At 68.6% G+C, this 24,998-nt stretch carries 25 protein-coding genes; 11 read left to right on the forward strand and 14 right to left on the reverse strand.

The genetic code is table 11. The features are described 5' to 3' along the window. Positions 1-51: 51 nt before the first annotated feature. Complete coding sequence (locus BSP_RS00780; protein WP_152948968.1) at positions 52-1,317, reverse strand: type III PLP-dependent enzyme; 1,266 nt, start codon at positions 1,315-1,317, stop codon at positions 52-54. A gap of 242 nt (positions 1,318-1,559) precedes the next feature. Here BSP_RS00780 and BSP_RS00785 point away from each other — a divergent pair, with 242 nt between their 5' ends. The 8 genes from BSP_RS00785 (at position 1,560) to BSP_RS00820 (ending at position 9,898) form a co-directional block, all read left to right on the forward strand. After that, on the forward strand, positions 1,560-2,792 hold the full coding sequence (locus BSP_RS00785; RefSeq protein ID WP_152948969.1) for a DUF2254 domain-containing protein: 1,233 nt from the start codon (positions 1,560-1,562) through the stop codon (positions 2,790-2,792). A gap of 143 nt (positions 2,793-2,935) precedes the next feature. Continuing rightward, a complete protein-coding gene (gene phnC / locus BSP_RS00790; RefSeq protein WP_152948970.1) occupies positions 2,936-3,742 on the forward strand; it encodes a phosphonate ABC transporter ATP-binding protein in 807 nt (268 codons plus the stop codon). After that, positions 3,739-4,755, forward strand: coding sequence for a phosphate/phosphite/phosphonate ABC transporter substrate-binding protein (gene phnD / locus BSP_RS00795; RefSeq protein ID WP_054764039.1), 1,017 nt, complete (start codon positions 3,739-3,741; stop codon positions 4,753-4,755). Before phnC ends, phnD begins: the two co-directional genes overlap by 4 nt. After that, entirely contained in the window at positions 4,752-5,657 is a 906-nt protein-coding gene (gene phnE / locus BSP_RS00800; protein WP_370513365.1) for a phosphonate ABC transporter, permease protein PhnE, read from the forward strand. The genes phnD and phnE overlap by 4 nt, the downstream gene beginning before the upstream one ends. Before the next feature lie 87 nt (positions 5,658-5,744). Further along, entirely contained in the window at positions 5,745-6,815 is a 1,071-nt protein-coding gene (locus tag BSP_RS00805; RefSeq protein WP_152948971.1) for a substrate-binding domain-containing protein, read from the forward strand. Between the two features lie 82 nt (positions 6,816-6,897). Beyond that, the gene (gene galU / locus BSP_RS00810; protein WP_152948972.1) at positions 6,898-7,776 is read left to right on the forward strand and encodes a UTP--glucose-1-phosphate uridylyltransferase GalU; all 879 of its coding nucleotides are present in this window, start codon (positions 6,898-6,900) and stop codon (positions 7,774-7,776) included. 101 nt (positions 7,777-7,877) lie between these two features. Further along, positions 7,878-8,675, forward strand: a complete 798-nt coding sequence (locus BSP_RS00815; RefSeq protein ID WP_166622031.1) for an enoyl-ACP reductase — start codon at positions 7,878-7,880, stop codon at positions 8,673-8,675. Between the two features lie 62 nt (positions 8,676-8,737). After that, the gene (locus BSP_RS00820) at positions 8,738-9,898 is read left to right on the forward strand and encodes a benzoate/H(+) symporter BenE family transporter (protein ID WP_152948974.1); all 1,161 of its coding nucleotides are present in this window, start codon (positions 8,738-8,740) and stop codon (positions 9,896-9,898) included. On the opposite strand, the gene BSP_RS00825 is transcribed toward BSP_RS00820, so the two are convergent. From BSP_RS00825 to BSP_RS00875, 11 genes are all read right to left on the reverse strand, one after another. Beyond that, positions 9,895-10,596, reverse strand: a complete 702-nt coding sequence (locus BSP_RS00825; RefSeq protein WP_152948975.1) for a glutathione binding-like protein — start codon at positions 10,594-10,596, stop codon at positions 9,895-9,897. The genes BSP_RS00820 and BSP_RS00825 overlap by 4 nt on opposite strands. Positions 10,597-10,672: 76 nt before the next feature. After that, a complete protein-coding gene (gene rimM, locus BSP_RS00830) occupies positions 10,673-11,200 on the reverse strand; it encodes a ribosome maturation factor RimM (protein ID WP_152948976.1) in 528 nt (175 codons plus the stop codon). Positions 11,201-11,441: 241 nt separating this feature from the next. Then, positions 11,442-11,957 carry a 30S ribosomal protein S16 gene (gene rpsP, locus BSP_RS00835; RefSeq protein WP_054764044.1) on the reverse strand — a complete coding sequence of 172 codons (516 nt, stop codon included), beginning with the start codon at positions 11,955-11,957 and terminating at the stop codon, positions 11,442-11,444. 24 nt (positions 11,958-11,981) lie between these two features. After that, complete coding sequence (gene ffh / locus BSP_RS00840) at positions 11,982-13,517, reverse strand: signal recognition particle protein (protein ID WP_152948977.1); 1,536 nt, start codon at positions 13,515-13,517, stop codon at positions 11,982-11,984. 469 nt (positions 13,518-13,986) lie between these two features. Beyond that, the gene (locus tag BSP_RS00845; RefSeq protein ID WP_152948978.1) at positions 13,987-15,360 is read right to left on the reverse strand and encodes a S41 family peptidase; all 1,374 of its coding nucleotides are present in this window, start codon (positions 15,358-15,360) and stop codon (positions 13,987-13,989) included. A gap of 157 nt (positions 15,361-15,517) precedes the next feature. Next, positions 15,518-16,606: a murein hydrolase activator EnvC gene (locus BSP_RS00850; protein ID WP_152948979.1), complete on the reverse strand. Its 1,089-nt coding sequence runs from the start codon at positions 16,604-16,606 to the stop codon at positions 15,518-15,520. Position 16,607: 1 nt separating this feature from the next. Continuing rightward, a complete protein-coding gene (gene rlmH / locus BSP_RS00855) occupies positions 16,608-17,072 on the reverse strand; it encodes a 23S rRNA (pseudouridine(1915)-N(3))-methyltransferase RlmH (protein ID WP_152948980.1) in 465 nt (154 codons plus the stop codon). A gap of 3 nt (positions 17,073-17,075) precedes the next feature. Further along, on the reverse strand, positions 17,076-17,501 hold the full coding sequence (gene rsfS, locus BSP_RS00860) for a ribosome silencing factor (protein WP_152948981.1): 426 nt from the start codon (positions 17,499-17,501) through the stop codon (positions 17,076-17,078). Positions 17,502-17,634: 133 nt separating this feature from the next. Continuing rightward, positions 17,635-18,327, reverse strand: coding sequence for a nicotinate-nucleotide adenylyltransferase (locus tag BSP_RS00865; protein WP_370513366.1), 693 nt, complete (start codon positions 18,325-18,327; stop codon positions 17,635-17,637). Positions 18,328-18,379: 52 nt separating this feature from the next. Beyond that, positions 18,380-19,270 (reverse strand): alpha/beta fold hydrolase, encoded by an 891-nt coding sequence (locus tag BSP_RS00870; protein ID WP_370513381.1) that lies wholly within the window; start codon positions 19,268-19,270, stop codon positions 18,380-18,382. 2 nt (positions 19,271-19,272) lie between these two features. Beyond that, positions 19,273-19,764, reverse strand: coding sequence for a Fur family transcriptional regulator (locus tag BSP_RS00875; protein ID WP_054764050.1), 492 nt, complete (start codon positions 19,762-19,764; stop codon positions 19,273-19,275). Between the two features lie 102 nt (positions 19,765-19,866). On the opposite strand from BSP_RS00875, the gene BSP_RS00880 reads away from it, so the two are divergent. Together BSP_RS00880 and BSP_RS00885 are read left to right on the forward strand one after the other, a co-directional pair. Then, positions 19,867-21,909 (forward strand): TonB-dependent receptor, encoded by a 2,043-nt coding sequence (locus BSP_RS00880; RefSeq protein WP_152948982.1) that lies wholly within the window; start codon positions 19,867-19,869, stop codon positions 21,907-21,909. A gap of 87 nt (positions 21,910-21,996) precedes the next feature. Then, positions 21,997-22,773 carry a SapC family protein gene (locus BSP_RS00885; RefSeq protein ID WP_152948983.1) on the forward strand — a complete coding sequence of 259 codons (777 nt, stop codon included), beginning with the start codon at positions 21,997-21,999 and terminating at the stop codon, positions 22,771-22,773. 58 nt (positions 22,774-22,831) lie between these two features. Here the strand turns inward: BSP_RS00885 and BSP_RS00890 are convergent, their stop codons facing one another. Together BSP_RS00890 and BSP_RS00895 are read right to left on the reverse strand one after the other, a co-directional pair. Beyond that, a complete protein-coding gene (locus BSP_RS00890) occupies positions 22,832-23,239 on the reverse strand; it encodes an acyl dehydratase (RefSeq protein WP_152948984.1) in 408 nt (135 codons plus the stop codon). A gap of 9 nt (positions 23,240-23,248) precedes the next feature. Next, positions 23,249-24,277: an NADP-dependent oxidoreductase gene (locus tag BSP_RS00895; protein WP_152948985.1), complete on the reverse strand. Its 1,029-nt coding sequence runs from the start codon at positions 24,275-24,277 to the stop codon at positions 23,249-23,251. Positions 24,278-24,607: 330 nt separating this feature from the next. On the opposite strand from BSP_RS00895, the gene BSP_RS00900 reads away from it, so the two are divergent. Further along, positions 24,608-24,955, forward strand: a complete 348-nt coding sequence (locus BSP_RS00900; protein ID WP_152948986.1) for a hypothetical protein — start codon at positions 24,608-24,610, stop codon at positions 24,953-24,955. The last annotated feature ends 43 nt before the right edge of the window (positions 24,956-24,998 follow it).

The raw sequence follows: 24,998 nt of genomic DNA on the forward strand, positions 1-24,998 counted from the left end.
AGGTGAGACGGCCGACCCTCAGCAGGGTCGGCCGCTCGTCTCAGTCCGCGCTCAGCGGCGGGCCTTCTTGCGCTGGCCCGCCTTGCCCTTGGGTCGCGACAGGCGCACGACCTTGCGGGCGTTCTCTTCCGCCGTGGTGCGCACGGTGGGGATGGAACGCGGGGCCAGGCCGTAGAGGGAGGCCATGGGGGCGTCCTCGACCGCGGCGATCTCATGCTCGCCATAGCCGTTGAAGCCGGTCGTCATGGCCACCCCATAGGCGCCCAGCATGCCGATCTCGATGAAGTCGCCTTCACGGATGTCGGCCGGCAGCCAGAAGGGGCCGGGCATATGGTCGATCGAATCGCAGGTCGGGCCGTAGAACTGGAAGGCCTTCAGCTCGCCCGAGGCTTCGCCGTCCCGGACCAGCTTGGTCGGGAAGGGCCAGCGCGAGTGGGTGGCGTCGAACAGGGAGCCGTAGGAGCCGTCGTTCAGATACAGGGCGTCGCCCTTGCGCAGATCGACGCGGGCCAGGATCGACGAGGATTCGGCGACCAGGGCCCGGCCGGGCTCGCACCACAGTTCGGTGGTTTCCGACACCGGCATTTCGTTGAAGCCGCGATGGATGGCGTCGGCGTATTCGCTCATGTCCGGCGGGACCATGCCCGGATAAACCGAGGGGAAGCCGCCGCCGACATCGACGATATCCACGATCACGCCCGCGCGGCTGATCGACCGGCCGACCTGGGCCATGGCGGCCTGATAGGCGGTCGGGCGCATGCATTGGCTGCCGACATGGAAGCTGACGCCCATCAGCCCGTTCTTGACCGCCTGGCGCGTGGCCAGGAGCAGGGCCGGGGCCTGATCGACCGGCACGCCGAACTTGCCCGACAGGGTGTAGGCGGCCCCGTCGGCCGAGACGGCCATGCGCACGATCAGATTCAGGTCGTCGGCGCCGCCGGTGGCGTCGAGGATCTTGTTCAACTCGTCCACGCAGTCGAGCGAGAAGGTCCGCACGCCGTGGTCGAAATAGGCCTTGGTGATGGCCGAGCGGCTCTTGACCGGGTGCATGAAGGCCAGGCGCGCGTCGGGGCTGACCGAACGGACCAGTTCGATCTCGGCGAGAGAGGCGACGTCGAAGCTGCGAACGCCGGATTCAACCAGGGTCTGGATGACCCAGGCGGACGGGTTCGCCTTCACCGCATAGAAGACGTCGGCTTTCAGATTATCCTGGAACCAGCGCGCCGCTACGGAAACCGAGCGCGGCCGCACGAGGGCGACGGGACGCTCAGGGGACCGCTCACGGACCAGGTCCAGGGGAAGTTGGTACGTGCGCAATTCACGTAACCCCCTGCTAATTGTTAAACCCAGACCGGCGTTAGCGGCGCAGCATCAGACCTACGGGGTCCGCCGGAAGGCGCGATATGGGGGCATTGGACTGTCATGTAAAGGGGTTTTTTCGTGACAGGGCCTGGGTTCGAGGCCGAATTGACTGTCACAATTCCCTTTGACGGCGGTCAGCTGAACGGCGGTCAGGCAACCGCAGCGGTTCTGCGCCGTTGCCTCGGCTGGAGGGCGCAATGAATCGGTGGCTGTTCCTGTGGCGCAAATGGACGCGCCAACTGTGGGTCAAGGCGACCGCCTACGCCGGGGTGGGCGTGGCCGCCGCCCTGCTGGCTGCAGCCCTGGCCCCCTGGGTGCCCGACGACATGGCCGAACGGCTGGGCGGCGAGTCGGTCGAATCCATCCTGACCATCTTGGCCTCCAGCCTGCTGGGCGTGGCGACCTTCTCCGTCGGCGCCATGGTGACGGCCTATACGTCGGTCTCCACAGCCGCCAGCCCCCGCGTCGCCGCCCTGGTGACCTCCGACGACGAGACCCAGAAGGCTCTGGCCACCTTCGTCGGCGCCTTCCTCTACGCCATCGTCTCGGTGACGGCGATCAACGCCCATTATTACGGCCAGAACGGGCGGGCCATTCTGTTCCTGGTCAGCCTGGCCATGGTCGGGCTGGTGGCCTTTCGGCTGCTGGCCTGGATCAACCGTCTGTCCAGCCTGGCGCGGGTCGGCCATACGATCGACCTGGTGGAGGCGCGCGCGCTGAAGGCCCTGGAAACGCGGCGCGACGCCCCCTTCTTCGGCGGCCGGGAGGGCCGGCTAACCACGGGCGCCGAGATCGTCGCCCCCTGCACCGGCTACGTCCAGAACGTCGATCCCTCTCGGCTTCAGGCCATGGCCGATTCGCGCGACTGTCAGGTGGAGATCGTCGCCCCTCCCGGCGCCTTCGTACGACGCGGCGCGGTGCTGGCGCGCATCAGCCTGGCGGCCTGCGACGAAGAGGCCCAGGCCGATTTCCGTTCGGCCTTCGCCCTGGGAGATTCGCGCTCCTTCGACCAGGATCCGCGGTTCGGACTGATCGTCCTGGGCGAGATCGCCGCCAAGGCCCTGTCGCCCGGCGTCAACGACCCCGGCACGGCCATTCAGGTGATCGGGACGGGGGTGCGGCTGCTGGACGTCTGGGTTCAGACGCCCGAAGACGACGGGCCCAGGCCGCCGCGCTGCGACCGACTGCTGGGGCCGGCGGTCACGGCCGAAGAGCTGCTGGAAGACCTGTTCGGTCCGATCGCCCGTTATGGGGCGGGCGATCTTGCCGTCGCCATGCGGCTGCAGAAGGGTCTGGCCGCGCTGGCGGCCACGCCGCAGCTGGCCGAGCCGGTCGCCGTCCTGGCCCAGGCGGCCGTGGAGCGATCGCGCGCCGCCCTGCCCATCGAGGCGGACATCCGACGGCTGGAAGCGGTCGCCCTGGCGCGCTGACAGGGCCGCTGCGACACCAGGCTGCAACGACGCAGGGACGACGGGGTCTGGACGAGATTGCGCCGGACGTGCGATTAAGACTTGCCCAAACGCCCCGGTCGCGTCATGCGGCGCCCGTTCGCCACAGCCTTCCCAGCGAGTTCATGAGTTCATCCACAGCCGCCGCCCCAGGCCTGGTCCTGGCGCGTGACGTGTCGAAGACCTTCGGATCGCGAAAGGCGCTGGACGGCGTCTCGATCTCCGTCGCCTCGGGCGAGATGGTGGCCCTGATCGGTCCGTCGGGATCGGGCAAGTCCACGCTTCTGCGCTCCATCACCGGCCTTCAGTCCATCGACCCCGGCAAGGGGACGATCAGCGTCTTCGGCGAGACGGTGCAGAAGGACGGCCGCGTCACCGGCGCCGTGCGCCAGGCGCGCGCGCGGCTGGGCATGATCTTCCAGCAATTCAACCTGGTCGGCCGACTGACCCTGTTCTCCAACGTCATGCTGGGGGCGCTGGGCCGCCTGCCGACCTGGCAGGGCCTCTTGGGCCTGTGGCCCCAGGCCGACAAGGACCGGGCCATGGCCGCGCTGCACCGGGTCGGGGTCAGCGACTACGCCGGCCAGCGCGCCAACACGCTGTCGGGCGGTCAGCAGCAGCGCGGCGCCATCGCCCGCGCCATCGTCCAGGGCGCCAAGGCCATCCTGGCCGACGAGCCGGTCGCCTCGCTGGACCCGGTGTCCGCCCGCAAGGTGATGGAGCTGCTGGTCGAGCTGAACCGGCGCGACGGCATGGGGGTGATCGTCACCCTGCACCAGGTCGACTACGCCATCCGCTACTGCGACCGCGTCATCGCGTTGCAGGGCGGCAAGATCGTCTATGACGGTCCCGCCACGGGCCTGGACCACCAGCGCCTCATCGACATCTACGGTCCCGAATTCGAGGACGCGTTCTGGGAGACCAAGGCATGAGCCTGTCCCGCACATCTCTTTCCCGTCGTCTGTTCGCGGCGGCCGGCGCTGCGGTCCTGCTGCTGGGCGTCGCCTCGTGCGGCGGCGGCGAGGACAAGAAGGCGTCCGGCGCCATGCCGTCGGAACTGACCTTCTCCATCCTGTCGGCCGAAGGCCAGGCCTCGTCCGGCCCGCTGTGGCAGCCCCTGCTGGACGACATGTCCAAGGCGATCGGCGTTCCGGTGAAGCCCTTCTTCGCGGGCAACTACAACGTCCTGATCGAGGCCATGCGCTTCAACCAGACCCAGGTGGCCTGGTTCTCGGCCAAGCCGGCCCTGGAGGCCGTGGACCGCGCCCAAGGCGAGGTCATCGCCCGGATCGTCGATCCGGAAGGCCGCGACAGCTACACCTCGACCCTGATCGTGCGTAAGGGTTCGGGCATTACGCTGGACAAGGTTCTGGCCTGCGGCAAGCAGTACGACTTCGGCATCGGCGACGCCCAGTCGACCTCGGGCACCCTGGCGCCCCTGACCTTCCTGTTCAATCCGCGCGGCATCGTGCCGAACCAGTGTTTCAAGACCGTGCGCTCGGCCAGCCACCAGGCCAACGCCTTCGCCGTGGCCACGGGCGTGGTCGACGTCGCCACCTCCAACTCGGTCAACACCGTCTTCATGCGCCGCGAGAACCCGCAGCTGGCGTCGCAGATCGAGGACATCTGGGTCTCTCCGCCGATCCCGGAATCGGGCATCGTCATCCGCGAAGACCTGGACCCGGTGCTGAAGGAGAAGCTGCGCAGCTTCTTCCTGACCTACGGCCAGGGCCAGGGGCCTGAAGCCGACCGTCAACGTCAGGTGCTGGCGGGGCTGAACTATTCGATGTTCCGCGCCGCAGACGATTCCTATCTGGACCCGGTGCGGGAAATGGTCGCCGACCAGAAGCTGGCCGAGGCCAAGGCCAAGAACGACCAGGCCGCCGTGGCCGCCGCCGAACGCGAACTGGCCGCCCTGCGCGCCAAGCGCGAGGTCCAGCCTTGACCGACGCCGCCGCCGAGATTGCCGCCGCCGACAAGGCCGCCCGCGGCGGCCTGGCCCCGGACGCCGTTCCCGCCGCGCCGAAGAAGCCCCTGTCCTCAACCCTGTTCGACCTGATGCTGTGGGGCGGTCTGGCGATCATCCTGATCGCCAGCTTCGGCAAGGTGGACATGCAGAACATCGGCCGGCTCTTCTCGGGCTCGTCGAACATCTCGACCTATGGGGCGGATCTGCTGCGGCCCGACTGGGGCGCCATCTTTCCGCCCGGGGACTTCTGGACCGCCTTCACCCATGTCTTCACCCAGCCGACCGCCAGCCTGGCGGGTCAGATGTGGCTGACGGTGCAGATCGCCCTGTGGGGCACCTTCCTGGCCGTCTTCCTGGCCCTGCCGCTCAGCCTGATGGCGTCACGCAACATCGCGCCCGGCTGGATGGTCTTCATCGTGCGCCGGGTCATGGACCTGCTGCGCTCGATCCCCGACCTGGTGATCGCCACCCTGTTCATCGTCGCCGTCGGCCTGGGCCCGCTGGCGGGGGTGCTGGCGCTTGCGCTGAACACCGGCGGCGTCCTGGCCAAGCTGTTTTCCGAAGCGGTCGAGTCGATCGACAAGGGGCCCGTCGAGGGGGTGCGCGCCACCGGCGCCGGCAAGCTGCATGAGATCGTCTGGGGCGTCTTCCCCCAGGTGGCGCCCCTGTGGACCTCCTTCGCCCTGTACCGGTTCGAATCCAACAGCCGGGCGGCCACGGTGCTGGGCCTGATCGGCGCGGGCGGCATCGGCCAGACCCTGTTCGAAAGCATCCAGGCCTTCGACTACAGCCGCGTCGCCGCCATCGCCATCGTCATCGTGGTCGCCGTGACCCTGATCGACACCCTGTCCCAGGTGATGCGCAAGCGCCTGCTCTAAGGCCCCGACCTCGCGCTCATTGCCGGAAAAACCTTCACAATCCTCTGGTCTAACCGTCGCCAAACCGATGCTCAGGGAGAGCGCACGATGATCCGCACACTGAAACTGACGACGGCGGCCGCCGCCCTTCTGGCCCTGGCGGCCTGCGGCGACGGCGGAACCGGCGGCGGCGCCTCCAGCGCCCGCTCCGGCATCTGGGCGGCCGGCTCCTCGACCGTCTTCCCCTTCGCCACCCGCGTGGCTGAGAACTTCGCCCGCACCTCCGGCGGCGCCGCGCCCCGCGTTGAATCCCTGGGCACCGGCGGCGGCATTCAGGCCTTCTGCCAGGGCGTCGGCCCGACCACGCCCGACATCGCCAACGCCTCGCGCCCGATGAAGGCGTCCGAGTTCGACCTGTGCCAGAAGAACGGCGTGACCGACATCATCGAGCTGAAGATCGGCTTCGACGGCATCGTCATCGCCACCGCCCGCAACGGAAACAGCTTCAACTTCGAACTGAACGACCTGTATGAAGGCCTGGCCAAGGAAGTGCCGGGCGCCGACGGTCAGTTCGTCGCCAACCCGGCCAAGACTTGGAACGAGGTCAACAAGGGCCTGCCGAACCAGCGCATCCAGGTCTATGGCCCGCCGCCCACCTCCGGCACGCGCGACGCCTTCCTGGAGCTGGGCATGACCCCCGGCGCCAAGCTGGTTCCTGCGACCGCCGCCGTGGAAAAGGCCGACAAGAACCGGTTCGAAGCCCTGGCCCACACCCTGCGTGAAGACGGCGCCTGGATCGACTCGGGCGAGAACGACAACGCCATCGTCCAGACCCTGAGCCGCACCCCCGGATCGCTGGGCGTGTTCGGCTATTCCTTCCTGGAACAGAACCTGGACACGGTGAAGCCCGAGACCATCGACGGCGTCACGCCCAATGCCGAAACCATCGCCAGCGGGGAATATCCGCTGTCGCGCAGCCTCTACATCTATGTGAAGAAGGCCCACATCGGCGTCATCCCCGGCCTGCAGCAATTCGTACAGGAGTTCCTGTCGGAAGGCGCCGCGGGCAAGGGCGGCTATCTGGCCGACCGCGGCCTGATCCCGCTGCCGGAAGACCAGCTGCAGGCCCAGCGCGCTGCGGCTACGGCCCTGACCCCGATGCAGCGTCCCGCCGGCTGAGGCGGAACCGACCGCCGTCCCGCCCCTTCTTTCGCCGGCCCGCACCGGCTAAGAGGGGCGGGATAGCTGTCAGGATTCATTGATGACCACCACGCCCGCGCGTCTGCGCAAGGCCGTTCTGCCCGTCGCGGGCCTCGGCACCCGGGTTCTGCCCGGCACCAAGACGACCCCCAAGGAACTGCTGAACGTCGTCGATCGGCCGATCCTCTCCTACATCGTCGAAGAAGCCCGAGAGGCGGGGATCGAGCACATCGTCTTCGTCACTGGCCGCTCCAAGGGGGCGATCGAGGACTATTTCGATCACCAGATCGAGCTTGAGGCTCAACTGCAGGCCAAGGGCAAAACCGACATCCTGGAAATGATGAACGCCGAACTGGCCTCGGCCGGCGAGATGAGCTTCACCCGCCAGATGCAGCCCAAGGGGCTGGGCCATGCGGTCTGGTGCGCCCGCGACATCATCGGGCATGAGCCTTTCGCCGTCCTTCTGCCCGACGTGATCGTGGATGGACAACCCGGCGCCTTGAAGCAGTTGCTGGAGGCCTACGAGGAGGTCGGCGGCAATCTGATCGGCGTCGAAGCCGTGCCCGAGAGCGAGACCCACAAATACGGCATCGTCGATCCGGCCGGCCGTGACGGCCGCCGAATCACCATGAAGGGCATGGTCGAGAAGCCGGCCCAAGGGACGGCGCCGTCGAACCTGTCGATCTCGGGCCGCTACATCCTGCAGCCGGAAATCTTCGACCTGCTGGCCACCCAGGAACGCGGCGCCGGCAATGAGATCCAGCTGACCGACGCCATGGCCCGACTGATGGCGACCCAGGTCTTCACCGCCGTCGAATACGAAGGCGTGACCCACGACTGCGGCGACAAGATCGGCCTGTTGCGCGCAAACGTCGCCCTGGCCCTGAAGCGCCCAGACCTGGGCGAGGCTGCGCGGGCGGCGGTTTCGGCCCTGCTGTGACGCAAGGGAAGGCGGCAGGGGTTCCGGTTCGCGCCCACCCCTGCTAACCCTCCCGGCAAATCATCAGGAGACGAACCATGGCCACATCCGAAGGCTGGGACATGCCGACCGGCGACCTCATGAAGGGCAAGAAGGGCCTGATCATGGGGGTGGCCAATTCGAGTTCGATCGCCTGGGGCATCGCCTCGCAGCTGGCGGCGCAGGGCGCCGAACTGGCCTTCACCTATCTGGGCGAGAGCCTGGAGCGGCGCGTGCGCCCTCTGGCCGAGAGCGTCGGCGCCAAGCTGCTGATCCCGGCCGACGTCACCGACGACGCCTCTATGGACGCCGCCTTCGCCGAGCTGGAAAAGACCTTCGGCACGATCGACTTCGTCGTCCACTCGGTGGCCTTCGCCAACAAGGACGAGTTGAAGGGCAGCTTCGTGGACAACACCACGCGCGACAGCTTCCTTCTGGCCCTGAACATCTCGGCCTTCAGCTTCGTGGACGTGTCGCGTCGCGCCGCCAAGTTGATGCCGAACGGCGGCAGCCTGATCACCCTGACCTATCTGGGGTCGGAACGGGTCATTCCGAACTACAACACCATGGGCGTGGCCAAGGCGGCGCTGGAGGCGGCGACCCGCTATATCGCCCGCGACCTGGGCCCCAAGAACATCCGCGTCAACGCCATCTCGGCCGGGGCCATGCGCACCCTGTCGCTGGCCGGCATTTCGGGTGGGCGCGGCCTGCACTCCAAGAGCGCCCAGTTCTCGCTGATCAAGGAAGAGACCTCGATGGAGGGCGTCGCCGGCGCGGCCCTGTGGCTGTGCTCGGACCTGGGGCGTTCGACCACGGGCGAGGTCGTCCACGTCGACGCCGGCTTCCATGCCGTGGGCCTGCCGGAAGACATCGAGGGCTGAACCCGCTTCCGCCATCTGCGGCGAAGGTTTAAGGCCGGGGCATGACTGCTCCGGCCTTTTCCATGCGCCCCCCGCCCGCCTCCGCCTTTTCATCGGCCGCCGTCGCCACAGTGATCGGCTTCGGCGGGACCGTGGCCTTGGTGGTGCAGGCGGGACAGGCCTTGGGCACGGACGCCGGGCAGATCGGCTCCATGGTCACGGCGCTGTGCCTGGCCATCGGCGTTCCCGGCGCCCTCTTGAGCTGGCGGCTGAAGATACCCGTCGTCCTGGCCTGGTCGACGCCGGGCGCAGCCCTGCTGGCCGCTTCGACGCTGGGGCTGTCGTGGGCGACGGCGGTCGGCGCCTTCGTCATTTCCGCCGCCCTGATGATCCTGACCGGCCTGATCCCGGCCCTGGGACGGCTGGCGGGGCGAATCCCGTCGGCGATCGCCTCGGCCATGCTGGCGGGCGTGCTGCTGCCCTTCGTGATGCGACTGTTCAAGGTCGTGCCGGACGAGGCGGTTCTAGTCGTGGGCCTGATCGCGGTCTTTCTGGTCTTCCGGCGGCTCTGGCCGACCTGGGCCCTGCCCGCCGTTCTGGCGGCGGCGTTTGCGGTGCTGGCGATGCGGGGGCAGTTGGCGCTTCCTGCGGGAACCAGCCTGTTCGGACATCTGGAGCCCGTCGCCCCCGCCTTCGACTGGAAGGCGGCGGTCAGTCTGGGCTTTCCGCTGTTTCTGGTGACCCTGGCGGCGCAGAATCTGCCGGGGCTGGTCGTGTTGCAGAGCGCAGGCTATCCGCCGCCGGCCAATCGGCTGATTCTGTCGACCGGGATCGCCAGCCTGATCGCCGCGCCCTTTGGAGCCCATGGGGTCAATCTGGCGGCCATCACGGCGGCGATCTGCACCGGCCCTGACGCCCATCCGGATGCGGGCCGACGCTGGATCGTCGGGGTGATCTACGGGGGCTTCTACCTCATCGTGGCCCTGTTCGCCGCGCCGCTGGCGGGCCTGTTCATCGCCATGCCCCCGGCAGTGCTGGCGGCTGTGACGGGACTGGCCCTGATCGCCCCCCTGACCGGCGCCTTGCAGAGCCTGACGGCCGAGGCGCCCTCGCGCGAGGCCGCCGTCCTGACCTTTGCGGCGACGGCCTCGGGCCTGGCCCTGTTCGGGGTGGGATCGGCCTTCTGGGGGCTGGTCGTCGGATTTGCGGCCCTGGGCGCGGGCCGCCTGCTCCGTCGCGCCTAGTTCCGCGCTGGGATGTTCAGACCGCGCTGCACCGCAGGACGGGCCAGGCCGCGCTCCAGCCAGGCTGCGACGCGGGGGAAGTCCTTGAAGCCCACGATCTCGCCCGCCTCATAGAAGCCGATCAGATTGCGAACCCAGCCGAGGGTGGCGACATCGGCGATGGAATAGTCGCCCACCAGCCAGTCCCGACCTTCCAGCCGCGTCTCCAGCACGCCCAGCAGGCGGCGGCTCTCGGCGACGTAGCGGTCGCGCGGACGCTTGTCCTCATAGTCCTTGCCCGCGAACTTGTGGAAGAAGCCCAGCTGGCCGAACATGGGGCCGATCGCCCCCATCTGGAACATGATCCACTGGATCGTCTCGTACCGTGTGGCGGGATCGCTCGAGAGCAGTTTGCCTGTCTTTTCCGCCAGATAGATCAGGATGGCGCCGGATTCGAACAAGGCCAGAGGCTGACCGCCCGGGCCGTTGGGATCGAGGATCGCCGGGATCTTGCCGTTGGGGTTCAGCGACAGATACTCCGGCCCCCAGGTCTCATTGGCCATGATGTCGATCAGGTGCGGCTCATAGGCCAGGCCGATCTCCTCCAGCATGATGGAGACCTTCACCCCATTGGGCGTGGGCAGGGAATAGAGCTGCAGCCGATCGGGATGCTGGGCCGGCCAGCGGGTGGTGATCGGGAAGGCGGACAGGTCGGTCATGGAGAGGCCTCGGCTTTGCGATAGGCCTATGTCGGCGCCCGCCGCGCCATTCGCAACACCCTTGGGCGCGAATACCTCAGTCCGGCTCGCGCTCGCCGACTTCGGTCGGGGGCACGGCGGTCAGCCAGCCTTCGGAAAGCCGCAGCTCGGGCGTCGCTTCCTTGGTGAAGGGCAGATACCAGGTCGGGCCGCCGGTCGCGGGGGCGATCTCCAGCATGTCGTCGGCGCCGAAATTCTGAACCGACTTGACCGAGCCCATGACGGCGCCGGCGATGTCGCGGACCTCCAGGCCGATCAGGTCGGCGAGATAGAATTCGTCCTCCTCCGGCTCGGGGAAGCGGTCGCGGGGGACGTAGAGTTTCAGGCCGCGCAGGGCGTCGGCCTGTTCCTTGGTGGCGACCTCCTTGGCCCGGCCGACGACGCCGTTCTTGTCGGGCCGGGTCGAGGTCAGGGTCAGGGCCACCGTGCCGTCTGCGCGCAGCAGCGGACCATAGGCGGTCAGGGCCCGGGGATCGGCGGTGAAGGCGGTCACCCGCACCTCGCCCCGCACCCCGAAACCGCCGCCGATCTGGCCGACGAGGATGAGCCTTCTTTCCTGGGTCATGGTCTGGGTCCGTCGTCCTAGATCTTCCCCCGCTTGCGGGGGAAGTGTCAGGTCGTGACGCGAAGCGGCACGCCTGACGATGGGGGAAGTCCTCTTCCTTGGAAGAACACTCCCCTCTCCGACCCTGGATCGGCTGCGCCGATCGCCGGGCCACCTCTCCCGCAAGCGGGAGAGGGTTTGATAGCGCATGAAAAAGGCGGCGTCGCAGGACGCCGCCTTGATCATGTCGAGACCGAAGGCCTTAGGCCTCGGTGGTCTCTTCGGCAGCCGGAGCTTCTTCAGCGGCGGCTTCGGCGGCCGGAGCCTCTTCAGCAGCCGGAGCGTTCTTGGCGGCTTCGGCCTCTTCCTTGGCGCGGGCGGCGGCTTCGGCGGCCTCGGCCTTGGCGGCGGCTTCGGCTTCCAGGCGGTCGGCTTCGCGCTGGGCGCGTTCGGCGGCGCGCTCCTGCGCCTTCTTGCCGGGGGCGCCCTTGTTCGGGTTGTTGCCCTGCGACCACTTCACCTTGGCGCCCAGGGTCTCGTCCTGCGACAGGAAGCGGGCGACGCGGTCGGTCGGCTGGGCGCCCTTGCCGAGCCATTCGGCGATCCGCTCGACCTTCAGGGCGACGCGCGGCTGGGCGCCGTCCTTGGGCAGCATCGGGTTGTAGGAGCCGACCTTCTCGATGAACTTGCCGTCGCGCGGGGCGTGCGAATCGGCGACGACGATGTGGTAGTAGGGGCGCTTCTTGGCGCCGCCGCGGGCCAGACGAATCTTCAGCATTTCAAGTCTCTTTCTAGGAAGTCGTTATTTCTTGGGAAGGCCAGGCAGGCCCGGAAGCCCCCCCGGCAGTTGTCCGCCGCCCAGACCCGCCAGGCGGTCCTGAATGGCTTTCAATTCGTCGGCCGAGGGCTCGGCCATCTTGCCGCCGCCCAGGGCCTTCAGTCGGTTCAGATCGGGGCCGCCGCCCATGCCGGGGATGCCCCCGCCGCCGCCGAGACCGCCCAGCATGGCGGCCATCTGCTGCATCTTCTTGGGACCGCCGCGCGCCATCTGTTTGACCATGTCGGCCATCTGGCGGTGCTGTTTCAGGACGCGGTTGACGTCCTGGACCTCGACCCCGGCGCCGGCGGCGATGCGTTTCTTGCGGCTGGCGTTCAGGAGGTCCGGCTTCTTGCGCTCGGCCTTGGTCATCGAGGAGATGATGGCTTCCTGGCGCAGGATCATTTTGTCGTCGACGCCGCTGTCGGCCATCTGGGCCTTCATCTTGGCCACGCCGGGCAGCATGCCCATGATGCCCTGAAGCCCGCCCATCCGCTTCATCTGCTGAAGCTGACCGGCGAGATCATCCAGGTCGAACTGGCCCTTGGCCAGCTTCCTGGCCATCTTTTCGGCCTTGGCCTGGTCCAGGTCCTGGGCGGCCTTTTCGACCAGGGCGACGATGTCCCCCTGGCCCAGGATGCGGCCGGCGACGCGGCGGGCGTCGAAGACGTCCAGCGCATCGACCTTTTCGCCGGCGCCCAGATATTTGATCGGCAGGCCGGTGACGGCGCGCATCGACAGCATGGCGCCGCCGCGGCCGTCGCCGTCGGCGCGGGTCAGGACCAGGCCGGTCAGGGGCAGGCGTTCGTGGAAGGCCTTGGCGGTGCGGACGGCGTCCTGGCCGGTCAGGCTGTCGGCGACCAGCAGGGTCTCGACCGGCTTGGCGATGTCGGCGACCTCGGCCACCTCGTTCATCAGCCCTTCGTCCAGGGTGATGCGGCCGGCGGTGTCGAGGATCAGGACGTCGAAGCCCTGAAGCTTGGCGGACTGCAGGGCCCGGCGGGTGATCTGGACCGCGCTCTCGCCCGCGACGATGGGCAGGGTCGCGACCTCGATCTGTTTGCCGAGCGTGGCCAGCTGTTCCATCGCCGCCGGACGGCGGGTGTCCAGCGAGGCCATCATGACCTTCTTGCGATCGAACTTGGTCAGGCGCAGCGCCAGCTTGGCCGAGGTCGTGGTCTTGCCCGAGCCCTGAAGGCCGGCCATCAGCACCACGGCGGGCGGAGTGGCGTTGGTGTTCAGCGGGACCGGCTCTTCGCCGCCCAGCATTTCGATCAGGCCGTCATAGACGATCTTGACCACCTGATCGGCCGGCTTGACCGAACGGATGACCTCTTCGCCCGTCGCGCGCTCGGTGGCGAAGGCGATGAATTCCTTGACGACCGGCAGGGCGACGTCGGCCTCGAGCAGGGCCACGCGCACCTCGCGCATCGCCTCGGCGACATCCTTTTCGGACAGGGCGCCGCGGCCGGTGATCCGGTCGAAGACGCCTGTCAGCCGCTCGTTCAGAGCCTCGAACATTCACTACCTCATGTGGCGCAGGTGAAACGGCTCCATACGACAACGACCCCCGGCGACGATCACGTCGGCGGAGGGTTCTCGCCGGGCTCGTTCTTTCCTTGGGGCTACCGGCCTTCGGCCTGCTTGAGCCCGAAAGGGCCGTGCTCAAGTAGCGCTAAGCGCGATAGCACAACAGAAAAGCTGTCGTCCCGGTGGAGACGCGAGGTTCACTTGCGTCGGAAGTGGCGGCTTATGAAGGAAAACTCGGGGAATGTCGAATCCTACGACCTCCCCTTCTTTCGTCATCCTCCGGGACGCGAAGCGGAACCGGGGGACCCAGCGGCGCGCGCGAGCGCGAACCTGTTGCGGACGAGACGTTCCGGCATCCTGCGACGGAGAGATTTCGCCTTCGGCGCCGCTGGCTCCCCCGGTCTGCGCCGCGAGGACGCGGCTTGCCGGGGGATGACGAAAGAGAAAGGAGCGCGGCTCCTCACGGCTCCTCGGGCGTCTCGGCCGGGGTTTCGTCCGTCTTCGGTTCCGAACCCGGCTCGGTCACGACAATCCCCTCCGGCGGGGCGGACAGTTTCGACAGGTCGCCGCCGGCGCGCAGGACGTCCAGGGCGCGTTGCAGCTGGTAGTCTTTTTCCTTGTCATAGGCTTCGCCCGGCGCTTCGCGGGGCGTGTGCGGCCCCTTGCGTTCCGCGCCGATGGAGGAGTCCAGGGCCGTCGCATAGGCGGCCTCGGAATAGATGAAGCTGGAACGCGAGACGATCCGGGCCTCGGCCTCGGACCGGGCGACCTCCAGGTCCGGCTCGATGCCGATCTTCTGGATCGAGGCGCCGGACGGGGTGTAGTAGCGGGCCGTGGTGATCGACAGGGCGCCGTCGCGGCCCTGGCGCAGCGGGATGACCGTCTGGACCGATCCCTTGCCGAAGCTGGTCAGGCCGACGATGGTCGCCCGCTCGTGGTCCTTCAGGGCGCCGGCGACGATTTCAGAGGCGGAGGCCGAGCCGTAGTTGACCAGGACCACCAGGGGCAGGCCGCCGGTCAGGTCGCCGGGCTTGGCGGAATAGCGCTGGATCTGCTCGGGCTTCCTGCCCCGCTGGCTGACGATCTCGCCGCGCTCCAGGAAGGCGTCGGACACGTCGATGGCGGCGTTCAGCAGGCCGCCGCCGTTGTTGCGCAGGTCCAGGACATAGCCCTTCACGCCCGGCTTCTGAGCCTTGATCTTGGCGATGGCCTCGGACAGTTCGCGGCCGGTGTTCTCATTGAAGGTCGAGACGCGCAGATAGCCGAAATCGCCCTCGACCCGGCCCGTGACCGACTGGACCTTGATGATCTCGCGGGTCAGGGTCACCTCGCGCGGCTCCTCGCCGTCGCGCAGGAAGGTGACGCGCACGCTGGTGCCGGCCGCGCCGCGCAGCTTTTCCGACACCTGGCTGACGGTCAGGCCCGCCGCGTTCTGACCCTCGATGGCGCTGATGACGTCCCCGGCCTGAACCCCGGCCTTGGCGGCGGGGCTTTCGTCCATCGGGGAGATGACCTTCACCAGGCCGCCTTCGGAGGTGATGGTCAGGCCGACGCCCGAATACTGTCCCTCGGTCCGCTCGCGCAGTTCGTCATAGTTGGACGGCGGCAGATAGTTGGAGTGGGGATCCAGCGCCGTCATCATGCCGGCCAGGGCGGCCTCGATCAGCTTCTTGTTGTCGACCGGGACCACATAGGCCTGCTCGACAATGCCGACCACGTCGCCGAACAGCTCCAGCATGCGGAAGGTTTCGTTGCGGGGCGTCTGGCTGGTGGCGACGGCGGCCGAGCCGCCGAGAACCAGGGCGGCGCAGCCGACGAGGAGCAGTTTACGCATTCGGTCTCTTTCGGTCGGGCCGATCATGGAAGGCGCCCGTTGGGAGGGTAGGGCCGCACAGACACGACGAAATCGTGGCTGGGCGGCGTCGGTCCGATAAAATCAGCGTCCGGCGGGAAAGCAAGGCCAATCGTCGTCCGAGGGCGCATCCGGCCGCTCATCGCAGCCAGGGACCGGGGTCGATCGGGCGCTCGTCCCGGCGCAGTTCGAAATAGATGTCGCCGTCCGGCCCGCTGCGGCCCAGGGTCTGGCCGTCGGAGACGCGGGTGTCCGCCTGGACGTCCAACTGCTCCAGCCCGGCGATCACCGCCCGCCAGCCGGGGCCGAGATCGAGAATCACCACCTGGCCCCAGCCGGTCAGGGGACCGGCGTAGGCCACCTTGGCGTCGGCCGGGGCGGCGACGGGGGCGCGGTCGGCGCGCCAGCGCCAGCCCGAGGTTCCAGCCCCCCAGGTCTGGGTCGGGGCGCCGCGCACGGGCGCACTGAGCCGGTTGCGGCCGGCCGGCAGGCGCGCGGTCTCGGCCTCGGCGGCCTCGGCCTCCTGGGCGGAGGGGACGGCGCCGCCCAGGTCGCGGATTCGGGCCTCCAGCGCCCGCGCCGCCCGTTCGGCGCTGCGCGCCTCGGCGTTCAGCACGGCGGTGAGGGCTGTCTTGCGCGCGGTCAGCCCCTCGATCCGGGCGCGGCGATCGCCCTGGGCGCTTTCGGTGGTCAAGAGCCGTTCCGAGGACAGGACCGCCAGGCGGCGAATGCGCATGATCTCGGCCTGACGCTGGGCCAGGGCCTTGGCGCGGCGCTCCAGCTCGGGCGTCATGGCCTTCAACAGGATGGAGGCGCGCACCGTGTCGATCGCCTTGTCGGCGGGAACCAGAAGCGGCGGCGGCGGGCGGCGGCTCATCATCTGAAGCGCGCTGAGCAGACGTCCCTGGGCGCCGCGCTCGCGGGCCAGGTCCGTGACCAGGTCCGCCTCCCGTTCGCTGAGCTGTTTCAGCCGGGCCCTCTGATCCTCGATCTGGCGGTCGTCAGTCCGTTCGTCGGCGCGCAGGGCGGCGAGCCGACGCTCCAGCTGGGCCAGTTCGGCCTTGGCGGCCTCGGCGTCGGCGCGCAGACGCCGCGCCCGCACCGCCTCGTCGCGATAGTCGGCCTGGATCCGCGCCAGCTCGCTCTCAGACGCCTGCCGCCCCGCCGCCGGGGCGGCGAGGACCAGGCCCGTCATCAGGGCGAGAGAGAGTGCTGAGGCGCGGCCCATGTCAGTCGCGATGATAAGGCGATCCGGCCAGGATGGTCACGGCCCGATAGAGCTGTTCGGCCAACATGGCGCGGGCCAGGGCGTGGGGCCAGGTCTGGGGACCGAAGGCCAGGGTCGAGGCGGCGGCGGCGCGCACGCTTTCGTCCAGCCCGTCCGCCCCGCCGATGGCGAAGACCAGGCGGCGTTCGCCCTGGTCGCGCAGCTTGGCGACATGGTCGGCGAAGGCGCGCGAGGAATAGGTTTTGCCCCGTTCGTCGCAGGCGATCAGGTGCGCCCCCTCGGCGGCGGCCAGGATCAGCTCGGCCTCCGGCGCCTTGCCCGGCTTCCTGGCCTCCAGGTCGATCAGTTCGAGGGGACCGAGGCCCAGCGCGCGTCCCGCAAGGGTGGCGCGCCGGGCGTAGTCGTCGGCGAGCGTCGCCTCAGGCCCCCGGCCCGGTCGGCCGATGGCGACGATGCTCAGCTTCATTCTCTAGTCGCGGACCATGCGGTGGGCCGAGTCCACGGCCCAGATCTTCTCGATATTGTAGAAGGTCCGCACTTCCGGGCGGAACAGGTGGACGATCACGTCGCCGGCGTCGATCAGAACCCAGTCGCAGTGCGGCAGGCCCTCGACCTTGGCCTTGCCCAGGCCCTGGTCCTTCAGGGTGCGCAGCAGGTGGTCGGCGATGGCGCCGACGTGGCGGTGCGAGCGGCCGGAGGCGACGATCATGGTGTCGGCCATGGCGCTTTTGCCCTTCAGGTCGATCAGGACCATGTCCTGAGCCTTGTCCTCGTCGAGGCGGCTCAGCAGGGCTTCTTCAAGCGGAGTCGATCCGACCGGGCGGGGGACGGAATCCCCGAATGCGGCGGCGGTTTCAGATCCGTCTTCGGAATGGAGAGGTTCTATAGGGTCCATCTCGTGCGCCGTGTTCGAAACGGCGGCGTCTTGCGCGTCATACGCGGGCGAGGGGGTCAGCGGAGGGCTCCAGGAGCATTGACTAAAGCAGCCCCTTAGCACGGATGGGGGCGAACGTGAACCGGCGCCGGGATCACGAGCCCGCGTCCGGCCTCTTCGAGGCCCGGATGGCGGTCGAGGACAGGGGATTCAGGGGCGCCGTCAGATAGGTCCAGGCCGGGGCCGCCAGGGTCGGCAGAAGGCCCGCCTGCTCCGCCGGGATGCGAAAGGCGGCGAAGCGGGCGGCCGCCGGCGCCGTGCGGCTGTCCAGTTGCGATCCCGGCCGGGCGATCACCGCCACGGGCATCAGCCGCATGATGTCGGTCCAGCCCCGCCAGCGATGGAAGCCGGCCAGATTGTCCGATCCCATGACCCAGACGAAATGAACGCCCGGATGGCGGGCGACCAGCAGGCGCAGGGTCTCGACCGTCCAGACCACCCCGGCCCGGCTTTCGAAATCCGAGACGATCATGGACGGGCCCCGGATCTGGGCCTGAGCCGAGGCCATCCGTTCGGCCAGGGGGGCGCTGTCGCGGGCGTCCTTCAACGGGTTCTGGGGCGAGACCAGCCAGACCACCCGATCCAGGCCCAGTCGCCGCATGGCCGTCTCGGCGACATGGGCGTGGCCTTCATGGGCCGGATTGAACGATCCGCCGAACAGGCCGACCTTCATCCCCGGCGTCAGGATCAGCCCATCGCGAAGCGCCCCCTGTCGGGGGCCGGCGCCTTGGGGCGCGGGACCGGCGTGGAAGAAGGGCAAGCGAGGCGTCTCGGGGGTTATGCTCAAGGCGGCCTTATCATGGCGGCGCCCGCCCTGTCCCCCGATTATTCGTCCGACCTCAGACGGCGGCTTCGAACAGGGCTTCGCGCGTCACGTCGGCGTGGGTCATGGGGAACATGTGGCCGCCGCCGCGCACCACCTCGACCGAGACGTGCGGCAGGCCGCGCGGCGACGAGGGCACGTGGGTCAAGGCGCCGTGTTCCGCCTTTAGAATGCGGATTGGACCGCGATAGAGGCGAAGCGCCCGCCAGGGATCGTGCGCCTGGGCGGCGTAGTTGGCCGCCTCCCAGGCCGGGGTGGCGGCCAGGGTGAAGCCGTCGGGGCCTTCCACCAGACCTTCGGCCAGATAGTCGGCCAGCACCATGTCGGGCCAGCCCTTGAACGCCCCCCGACCGCGGTAGGCGGCCATGGCCTCCTCGCGGCTGGCGAACAGGGCGCGGCGGCGAAGCGTGGCGCGTGCGATCGGAATGCGGGACAGAAACCGGTGGGCGAAGGGCAGGTTGAACACCAGCATGGCGGACCGCCGCCAGATCACTGCGTCCAGCAGAACCAGGCTGGCGACCCGGTCCGGCCGCTCCGCCGCCGCCAGCAGGGAGGCGGTCCCGCCCATGGAATGGCCCGCCAGGACCGGCGGCGGACCGTCGATCGTCTCCATCAGGGCCAGAAGATCGTCGCGGTGATCCCGCCAGCTGGTCTTGGGCCGGGCGAACACCGGCAGGTCAGAGGCCCCATGGCCGCGAAGGTCCGGGGCCCAGATCCGCAGCGACGTCGACAGGGGCGATAACAGGCTGCGATAGGCGCCGGCGTTGAAACCGTTGGCGTGGGAGAAGATCAGATCGACCGGACGCTTCGGATCCCCGAAGTCCAAGACCGACATCCGCCCCCCGCCCCATCGATTGTCGATCGGGACGCTGAGCCGGCGCGGCGGCGACATCAGGGCCGCATCCATGATCAGGCCGCATCCCGGCAGGCGGCGCACAGGCCGTGCGCCTCGATCGTGGTGCGGGCGATCGCATAGCCGGCGGCGGCGCCGGCGGCGGCGATGACGTCCTGGCCCGGCCCGTCGATCTCGCGCGTCACCCCGCAGCAGTCGCAGATCAGAAAGGCGGCCGCATGGCTGCCCCCGACCTCCTGGCCGGCGCAGGCGACATAGGCGCTGATCGAAGCGATCCGATGGGCCATGCCGTGGCGTTCCAGGAATTCGAGCGCGCGATAGACGGTGGGCGGCTTGGCGGCCTGTCCGTCCTCGCCGAACCGGGCGATCAGATCATAGGCCTTCACCGGCTCGCCGCTCTCGAGCAGCAGCGACAGCACCCGGCGGCGCGGCGGGGTCATGCGCTCGCCGGCCGAGACCACCCGCGCCTCCGCCTCGGACAGGGCGCGGTCCAGGCGTGCGCCGTCCAGGCCGGAATGAAGATGATCATGGTCGCAGACGGCGTTCATGAGCCACAGCTAATCCTTGATAAGCCCGGCCGCAACAGAACACGGCTTGCAGTCCGTGATGTTATCTCATAACAGAAACGCTTCCTCTCCTGAACCCCAGTGATGTCCATGCGTCAGACCGTCACCCGCTCGCTTCTGCTTTCCGCCGTCGCCTGGAGCGCCCTGGGCGGCGCCGCCCTCGCCCAGACCCTGGCTCAGACCGGCCCCGGCCGTCCGGCCCAGGTCGATGACGTCATCGTCACCGCCACCCCCTATGGCGTCACCCAGCGCGCCACCACCATCGCCACCGACGTGCTGGACGACCAGGCCCTGGCCATCGCCCCGGCGACGTCTCTGGGCGATCTGGTCAACGGCCTGCCGGGCGTGCGCTCGACCGACTTCGCCCCCGGCGCCAGCCGCCCGGTGATCCGGGGCCTGTCCGGCCCGCGCGTCCAGGTGCTGACCAACGGCCTGGGCCAGATCGACGCCAGCTCCGTTTCGCCGGACCACGCCGTGGCCACCGATCCCGGCGAAGCCCATCGGATCGAGGTCGTGCGCGGCCCGGCCACCCTGGTCTATGGCGGCTCGGCCATCGGCGGGGTGGTCAACATCATCGACGACCGCATCCCTGAAGCCCTGCCTGAAGGCGGGGTCGAGGGTCGGGTCTCGACCCAATATTCCAGCGTGGACGACGGCCGCGGCGCCTCGGGCCATGTCACCGTCGGCGCCGGCCGGTTCGCCTTCAACCTGAGCGGCGTGACCCGCAAGACGGACGATTATGACATCCCCTCCCCCGCCCGGTCCCAGGTTCTGGCCGACAGCGACGGCGAGCCGCGCGGCGCGGGCGACAAACAGCCGAACTCCTGGTCCGAGCTGAACGCCTGGGGCGTCGGCGGCTCCTATATCGCCGACAAGGGCTTCGTCGGCCTGTCCTACAAGAAGACCGAAAGCGAGTACGGCACGGTCGCCGAGCCGGAGGTCTTCATCAATCTGGAGCAGGAGCGCTGGGACGGCCGCGGCGAATACCGGTTCGACGCCGGCCCCTTCGCCAAGGTCCGCGCCTCCTACGGCCACGCCGACTACACCCACACCGAGTTCGAAGGACCGGGCGAGCCGGGCACCGTCTTCAACTCCGACGGCTGGGAGACCCGCGGCGAACTGGTCCAGCGCGAGCGGAACGGCTGGAACGGCGCCGTCGGCGTCCAGGCCCTGGAGCGCAATTTCGAGGCGATCGGCGAGGAGGCCTTCGTCCCGACCGTCAAGATCGAGGAACAGGGCCTGTACACGGTCCAGCGCTATGACCGCGACCGCTACGGCTTCGAGGGCGGGCTGCGCTATGACCGCCGCACCCTGAGCGCCGTTCCGCTGGGCGAGACGGCCGAGGTGGAGCGTCAGTTCGACAACTGGTCCGCCAGCGGCGCCGCCTTCCTGCGTCCCCAGGCCGGCCTGTTCCTGGGGCTGAGCCTGTCGCGGACGGAACGCGCGCCCAGCGAGGTCGAACTGTTCGCCGACGGCGTCCACGTCGCCACCGCCGCCTATGAGACCGGCGACCTGGGCCTGGACACCGAGAAGGTGACCACGCTGGAGGGCACGGTCCACTTCGACCGTGACCGGTTCTCCGGGGATATGCACCTCTACAAGGCCTGGTACGACGGCTTCATCGACGAACGCCGCACCGGCGCAGACTTCACCACCGACGAGGGCGAGACCTTCCCCGTCTATCGCTTCGTCCAGACCGACGCGGACTTCTACGGCTTCGAGGCCGAGGCCGCCTACGCCCTGTGGCAGGACGGGGATCGCAAACTGTCGCTGGAGGGGGCGGCCGACTATGTCCGCGCCGACACCGACCTGGGCCCGGCCGCGCGCATTCCGCCCTGGTCGGCGACCGCCCGCCTGGCCTGGACCTCGACGCTTTGGGACCTGACCGGCGAAGTGCGCCACGTCGGCGAACAGGACCGGCTGGCGGAAGGCGAACTGCGCACGGACGCCTATACGCTGGTCAATCTGCGCGGGGCGGTTCGGCCGTTCGCCGACAAGGACGTCACCGTCTTCGCCGAGGCGCACAATCTGACGGACGAGGAGGCGCGCGAGCATACCTCCTTCCTGAAGGACATCGCGCCCCTGCCTGGGCGCAACCTGCGGATCGGCGTCTCCTACGCCTTCTGACCGGTTCCTGATCGGGGCCGTTTGCCGCTGAGGCGGGCTTGGGCTAGAAGGCCCGCCTCATTCCACTCCAAGAGCGCCTGGCTCCTCATGACCGATACGAACAACTCGCCGCTCGAAGGCAACGTCCTCTTCTATACGAAGCCGGAACCGCTGGACCCGGCCCTGCACGGCGCGCTGGGCGTCAACGCCGCCGACAAGCCCTACGCCTTCGTCGGCCAGACCAACATCGTGCCGCTGACGGTGACCGAGTTCGCCGCCGCCGCCCTGTCCTATCCGGTGATCTTCACCGGTGAGAACCGCCAGCCGGTCGTGGTCATGGGGCTGCGCCAGGGCGAGAACCTGTTCGTGGCGGACGACGGCGACTTCCGCCCCGACGCCTACATCCCCGCCTATGTGCGCCGCTATCCGTTCGTCTTCGCCGACGACAAGCAGAATCAGCGCCTGATCCTGTGCATCGACCGCGGCGCCTCGATCGTGGCCGAGGGCGGCCAGAACCCGCTGTTCGTCGAGGGCAAGCCCAGCGACTACACCAATATGGCGATGGAGTTCTGCAACAACTTCGAACAGGAGCGTCAGCGCACCGAAGCCTTCGTCAAGCTGATCCAGGACCTGGACCTGCTGGACGTGCGTGAAGCCGTCTTCACCCCGCGCAACCCGGACGGCACGCCCGGCGCGCCCCAGAAGCTGGCCGAATATTACGCCGTGTCGGAAGACAAGCTGAGGGCCCTGCCGGCCGAGAAGCTGGCCGAGCTGCGCGACAACGGCGCCCTGGGCCAGATCTACGCCCATCTGGTGTCGCTGCTGGGCTGGGACCGCCTGATCGCCCTGGCCTTCCTTCGCCAGGCCCCGGCCAGCGTCAACTGAGCCTCGGCCTGACGTCAAGGAGAACGCCCGCCGGTCGCACCGGCGGGCGTTTTCAATTTCAGCGGCGGGAGAACAGGGCGCGGGTCAGGCAGGAGAAGACCAGCCGCCCGGCCTCGTCCAGCAGATCGTGCTGGGCGATGACGATGCCCTTTCCGTCCCCGACCGGATCCTTGCCCATGACGGTCATCCGGCCCCGCAGCAGCTCGCCCGGCGGCGGATTGCGCAGATAACGCAGCCCGTCGACCGCCAGGACCTTGGTCTGGGCCCAGGCGCCCGACTTCTCGGCCGCCAACCGGCTCCACAGGGCGTAGATCATCGCATCGGGCGCCCCATAGGCGGCGTCCCAGCCGGGCGCGAACCGCTCGACGAAGAGGTCGAGCGCCCCCGGATCGACCGCACAGGCCCCCAGGGGCACGACCTGCCCCGTCTCCAGATCCTCGAAATGGACGAGCAGGGGGTCGCTCATGGAAATCCTTCAGCCTGGTTCTTCGGAAACACGGACCAGCAGCTTGCCGTCGTGGTCGCCGGTGAACAAGCGGTTCAACGAGTCCACCGCGCCTTCGAGGCCGTCATCGACGTGGACCTTCCACTTCACCTTGCCCTCGGCCAGCCACGGACCCATCTCCGCGACCATTTCGCGGGCGCGAGGCGCATAGTCCAGCACCAGGAAGCCCTGGACGTGGAGCCGATGGGTGATGATCCGGGCGAAGTTGGGCGACGGCGGCGCCTTGGTGGCGTTGTAGGATGAGACGAGGCCGCACACCGCCATCCGGCCGTGGACCTTGAGCCGGTTGAAGACGGCGATCATGATGTCGCCGCCGACGTTTTCGAAATTGAGATCGATTCCGTCGGGCGCCAGCCGGTCCAGCGCGTCGCCGACGTCCTCGTTCTTGTAGTCGATCGCCGCGTCGAACCCGAGTTCGTCGGTCAGCCAGGCGCATTTCGCAGGCCCGCCGGCGACGCCGATGACGCGACAGCCGCGCTGTTTGGCGATCTGGCCGGCGATCGAACCCACCGCCCCCGCCGCCGCAGAGATCACCATCGTCTCGCCAGCCTTGGCTTTCAGCACGTCGGTGACGCCGAAATAGGCCGTAAGCCCGGTCATGCCCAGGACCGACATATTGGCCGTCAGCGGCAGGCCGGGCGCCCGGTGCACGGGCCGAAGCCCGGCTTCGGGCACGACGGCGTAGTCCGCCCACCCACCGGCGGCGGGCATGACGACGTCGCCGACCTTGAACCGGTCCGACCGGCTGTGCTCCACCACCCCCAGGGTCAGGCCGCGCATGACCTCTCCCAGCCCCACAGGCGGCAGATAGCCTTCGGAATCGTTCATCCAGGTCCTGTTGGTGGGGTCCAGCGACAGATAGACGGTGCGGACCAGCACCTCGGATTCCTTCACCTCCGGCACGGGCGTCTCGACCAGCTCCAGGTCGCCGGCCTGAACCAGGCCCTTGGGCCGCTGACGCAGCACCCACTGACGATTGATCTTGGCGTTGGAAACCATGTCTCTCTCTCCGTGCGTTTTCTTTGAGGATCATCTTGGCCCTGCGCGCGGCGCGGGTCGAGGGCCGGGTTGAAAAGAAAAAGGCGGTCCAAGCGGACCGCCTTTGAAGTGGCATCATCGAGAATGAGGTGCGGAGGCGGCAGATTGGCTGTCGCCAATCTCAAGTCGGGGGGGCGTCGCCGCCTCCGCAGTCTCCTAACGGCGTGGGTGAACCCCGGTTCCCGACGACGGGCGGCTTTTTTTCGTGCCTGGCGCGAAAGATCCCGGGTAGGAACGCCGTTACTCAGGCGGCGTTGTGTCTGGTCATAAGCAACAGCCGGGACGCAGACCATGACGCACCAAGAACCGCAACCGAACAACGATCGTCTGGTCGATCGTCAGGGCGTAGATGCGCGCTCGGCTCGCCAGGGCCGATCCGGCAGCCGAATCCTGCTGATCCTTATCGCCTCCCTGGGCGGCGCGGCGCTTTTGCTGGGTCTGCTTTGGATGTTCAGCCAGGGCGGCCTGTCCCAGACCAACGCCAACGACGGGGACCAGGCGGTCGATGCGCGCGCCTTCAGCGGCGATGCGGCGACGCCGCCGGCCGCCGACGCGCCGACCGGCCCGAACGGCGAGCCGCAGCCCGTGCCGACCGGAGAGGCGGCGAACGTCAACGCCCCGACCCAGCCGTCCAGCTGATGTGAAAAAGCCCCGGCGCCGAGGCGGCCGGGGCTTCATCCGC

This window comes from Brevundimonas sp. Bb-A (assembly GCF_009394735.1).
Classification (GTDB): Bacteria; Pseudomonadota; Alphaproteobacteria; order Caulobacterales; family Caulobacteraceae; genus Brevundimonas; species Brevundimonas aurantiaca.